The sequence below is a fragment of the Nostoc parmelioides FACHB-3921 genome, from assembly GCF_014696625.1.
Taxonomy (GTDB): Bacteria; Cyanobacteriota; Cyanobacteriia; order Cyanobacteriales; family Nostocaceae; genus Trichormus; species Trichormus parmelioides.
In genome coordinates, this window is record NZ_JACJQL010000150.1 from 1 (window position 1) to 4,681 (window position 4,681).

Annotated in this window: 4 protein-coding genes; 3 read left to right on the forward strand and 1 reads right to left on the reverse strand. The window is 39.0% G+C overall.

Translation table 11 applies throughout. From position 1 onward, the window contains the following. The first annotated feature begins 350 nt into the window (after positions 1-350). From H6G14_RS32845 to H6G14_RS34165, 3 genes are all read left to right on the forward strand, one after another. Positions 351-572, forward strand: coding sequence for a DUF7219 family protein (locus tag H6G14_RS32845; protein WP_190573144.1), 222 nt, complete (start codon positions 351-353; stop codon positions 570-572). A 310-nt stretch (positions 573-882) separates the two neighbouring features. Beyond that, complete coding sequence (locus tag H6G14_RS32850) at positions 883-2,643, forward strand: sensor histidine kinase (RefSeq protein WP_206757626.1); 1,761 nt, start codon at positions 883-885, stop codon at positions 2,641-2,643. Between the two features lie 251 nt (positions 2,644-2,894). Then, positions 2,895-3,275 carry an ATP-binding protein gene (locus tag H6G14_RS34165; protein WP_338421261.1) on the forward strand — a complete coding sequence of 127 codons (381 nt, stop codon included), beginning with the start codon at positions 2,895-2,897 and terminating at the stop codon, positions 3,273-3,275. A gap of 166 nt (positions 3,276-3,441) precedes the next feature. Here the strand turns inward: H6G14_RS34165 and H6G14_RS32865 are convergent, their stop codons facing one another. Beyond that, a complete protein-coding gene (locus tag H6G14_RS32865; RefSeq protein ID WP_190573149.1) occupies positions 3,442-4,581 on the reverse strand; it encodes an S-layer family protein in 1,140 nt (379 codons plus the stop codon). Positions 4,582-4,681: the final 100 nt, after the last annotated feature.

Sequence of the window (4,681 nt, forward strand, 5' to 3'; positions counted from 1 at the left end):
TGGAAAAATAAATTTTCTACTTTCACTATTTTTGCGAAGTATAAAATGGATATCTGCTTCGTGAAGCATAATGTGAGCTAAAAGCTCATTTTTTCATTCAAGTCACAGAATTGGACACACTAAATTAAGAAACTGAGTAATTAATTTCTTACCAAGGGTTGTCACAGTCCAGGAATAGCAAGGTGATTGAGAGGACTCCCTGATGCAACTGTCTTGCACTGTCGTGGCTTGCAGCTTTGTGGCAAAGCTAGAGTTAGGAAATTGTCGATTGGTTAATAAATGGTTAAAATTAACTGGGAATGAGATTAAAATTAAATTTTTACCAATTTACCATTCATAATATCGAGCTAATGGATTTTCTTTTTACTCCTAATTCTTACAATGGGAAATTTACGCCAGAGAACCTTGTTTTTAACGCTAATTTACAGGAATTTACGCATCAGGTTAGTTTAATCTGTGAATTAAGTACCCAAGGTGTAATTTCCCCCGAATCGGCTTACACCGAAATTCAAGTCTTGTTTGAATCGCTTAAGCGTTCCAAACAGCAACTGAAAATTGACGAAAATCCCTGAAAGCGCAATGCCAAAGATTAACACTTCAATGCGTAAATTTAATTAGGGTATAAATGACGAGATTGGTGTTGATATGAGATATGCAGCTTAATACCTAGTAGGAGGAAAAGTGGCTGTAGGCATCACCGTGGTCGGGTAGCGGGATTATAGCGATATAGTCCTGCTACCCGACCACGGTGACCCCCAGAGCTAAAGCTAGGTAAACAAGCGGTTGGCTATAAATCGGCTCAAAAAGCTTTAAAACGATTAATTGAATTGGTTTCTACATCAGCAACTGCTTCCAAGTAATACATGGATAAATCCATCCCCCATGTATTACACGGGAGTGGGCTTTGAATTTTTTTCCTTTCCCCGTGCTTACCACCACAGAGCATTAAAGGTTCAAGAAGATGCTCTCCAAGAAATTCAGCTTATCAATCGCCTTAAGATTGCCGAATTAACAACAAAAGGCAAACGAAAGAAGCTAATTTCATTGCTGGGAAATGATACTCTTTTGCAGCAAAACTATGTTGAATTGAGAAAACACATTGTTGAATTGAGGCAAGTATGGTTAGAATGGCAAGTTTTCGAGAAAAACCACATCTCAATAAATAATGGAGACTCAGAGAAAACAATTGCATTAGTTAAAAGTTTCATGCAAACCTATAATACAGTACCAGAATCGTATCTACAAAGTGTTGAAAAACTCCTAGACTCTTTTGATTTAGAGAATGTGCAGCCAGAAAATGTTGCGATCATACGGCAAAAACTCATCGACTTCGGTAGCAGTCAAGTAGTAGTTCAGATTGATAATTTTTCTCATGATCTGACTGGGTTACTTGACCGTGCAACTGACGAGTATGAAGAAGCATCAGAGATTCTCAAGACGTCGCAAATACTACGATCGCAAATTATTAATACTAGCTTGGTATTATCTGTTGTAATTGCTGCTCTCTTGGCATTTTACACGAGTCGAGCGATCGCTCATCCCATTCAAAATCTAACCGATGTAGTACAAAAATCAATTCAGGAGTCTGATTTTGATGTACGAGTACAAGTTACAACCGAAGATGAAGTTGGTATTTTAGCCACCTCATACAATCAGTTGATTCACTCTATTAAAAACCTTTTGACACAACAGCAGCAAGCCAATCAAAAGTTAGAAGCATACAGTCAAACCTTAGAATATCAAGTAGCTGAACGCACTCAAAAGTTAATAGAAAATAATCAAATTTTGCAAAAAACTTTAGAAGAGTTGCACCAAACTCAAGCTCAAGTGGTGCAAAGCGAAAAAATGTCGGCTTTGGGACGGATGGTAGCTGGTGTAGCCCACGAAATCAACAATCCAGTCAGTTTTATTTATGGTAATCTCTGTTTTATTCAGCAATACACTCAAGACTTAGTAATATTGGTGCAGTCTTATCAAAAATATTACCCAAATCCACCTCAAGCTTTACAGCAACAAGTAGATGAAATTGAACTAGAATTCTTGAGCGAGGATTTGCCAAAAATTGTCCAGTCAATGGAAGCTGGTGCTGCTCGTATCTGCGAAATTGTCAAGTCTCTACGTAATTTTTCTCGCTTGGATGAAGCCGAATTTAAAGAGGTGAATATTCACGAAGGGATCAATCACACCTTGATGATTTTGCAGCATCGCCTCAATTTACAGTCAAATCGCCCAAAAATTCAAGTTATTAAACATTATGCAAAATTACCCTTGGTTGAATGCTTTGCAAGGCAACTCAACCAGGTATTTATGAATATACTGACAAATGCGATCGATGCGTTAGACGAAACCCAGCTAGAGAGAATAGAGTCACTGACTATCTGGATTAAAACTCAGGTAAAGTCTGAAACTAGTGTGATGATTACTATTTCTAACAATGGTAAGCCAATTGCTGAAGAAATTAAATCTAAAATATTTGATCCGTTTTTTACAACTAAACCTATTGGCAAAGGTACAGGATTGGGGTTGTCAATCAGTTATCAAATTGTGACAGAAAAACATCACGGTCGGTTGTGGTGTGATTCTACACCAGGAAACAATACAAAGTTTTGTATAGAAATTCCCATTTATCAAAATTCTCATTAAAGCCAAAACGCGATCGCTCGACATTTTTACCACATTTAATTACACTTTATCAAAAGCAGATGGATAAATAATTTTACCTCTATGGTTTTTTTTGTATAAACCCTCGAAAAGGGGGATTATGAGTTTTCTGAAGGGGAAGAGGTGGAATTTCCAAGGTAACGATAGACACTCGCCTTGGAAAGATTGAAGTCTTTCATCAAGATTTTAATCTGTGTCTCTAGTTCCTCAAAATTATTCATAATGAGCCAACAATTTATATCCGGACTAAAGCAAATAAAAATCAATATGTAAAAATTTCCATTACTGATAATGGCATTGGAATTTCTGAACATATTCAAAAGCATTTATTTGACCCATTCTTTACTACTAAGCCTGTAGGTAAAGGCACAGGTTTGGGTTTATCTATTAGCCACCAAATTATGGACACCAACATAGGCTTGTCAGTGGAGCCATTTTTTACCCCCGCTTTACGGATTGGTAGGCTATCCTCTACCGTAGGGGACACAGTTGTTAACCGTGTTCTGTATGCTTTCACTCCTGCACCTGGAGGGAGGGGTTCTCACCCTCATGGTCATTCAGTTGTCTTGGCGAAGCCTCTCCCTTTGGGAGAAGGTTCTGTTATCATTACCTAGCAGCTAATCCTCTGAAACCTTTACAGGTTCTAGTTTCTAGCTAACGAATCGCACTTACAGCCAAGTGCGTAAGTTTCTGCACGGATGCTCATTTGACCCCGTGTCTATTTTTCCCAAAGTAAATTTTGATATTGGGGTGGCAGTGTAATTTTACGATGAGTTTTTTTCAGCTTTGATTAACAGCAGCACAAGTTAATGATGGTTGTAAATTCACAGAAGATTTATCGGCAATTAATTCAATTTTGCCTTGGGTGTTACGCCGCCAAGAGGTAGCTTGGATGGGAATCTGTGGATGTGTAGGTGTTTGTGCTGTTACTTTACTAGTGGTTCTGTATGCAGAGATATCGCGGATATCAGACCAAGTGCGATCGCTCCTAACCTGCTGACTAGGATTTTGCGGCACACCACCCCGTCCTGTGGCAACAAAACTACTCGCATTGGTATTAGAACAACCTGTAGCAATTTGTTGGGATGTGTCAGTGATATTTGCTGGTAATGTAATTAAACCAGAATTGGGGTCAACACCAATGTTGCTAATTTCCACTGTGCCACTGACATTAAATGCGGAACTAGCTGTAATATCATTGGTCAAGTCTGCTCTAGGAGTTAGAGTATTGCGATATTCCAGACCGATAATGCCTTGAGTAGTGATTTGAATGTTTCCTCCCCGACCTTGGACGGCGTTAGCGATGATATCGCTATTTTCTAATCCTAAAATGATTGGAGAACTGATAGTGATATTGCCACCATTTCCCAAGCCTCCTGCTGTGGTTGAAATTTGGCTGCTCTGACGTAATAACAGAGCTTTCTGAATATTGAGATTGATATTACCGCCATTTCCTGATGTTGTTAAGGCACTAATTCTGGAGCTATTTTCCAAATTCACAAGATCCGCAGTGATTTCTAGTTGTCCCCCTTGGCCTGTTTGGCTGTTTTCCACAGAAATGACAGCACTCTTATCCATGCTTAATGTCGAGGTGTTGATCAACACAGACCCAGCATTACCCGTTGCTTTTTCAGGAAGCCCTAAAATGCGTTGGAGTATGGCTGGTGCAGCAGTAACACTAGAAGTGATCTGAGTATTAACGAAATTGCTATTGGCAAGATTCAAGTCTAGCTGTTGAGAACTGCTCATCTCAATGGCATCTTTGGCATTAATGATGATTTTACCTGCATTACCACTAGAAAAAGCCGTTGTAATAATAGCACCACCATCTTTGAGTCTGAGTTTAGGTGTATTTACGATGGTAGTACCGCCATCCCCTGCGCCAAAGGAAGTTGAGACGATCGCACTATTAGCCCTCATTTGTCACTCTAGGCAGAGGAAAAGTAGAAATCAGGGTGAGTCAGGAAAATAAATATTGAACTGGTGAGGTTATAAATAATAGATTGAAGTTTAGAAAAGC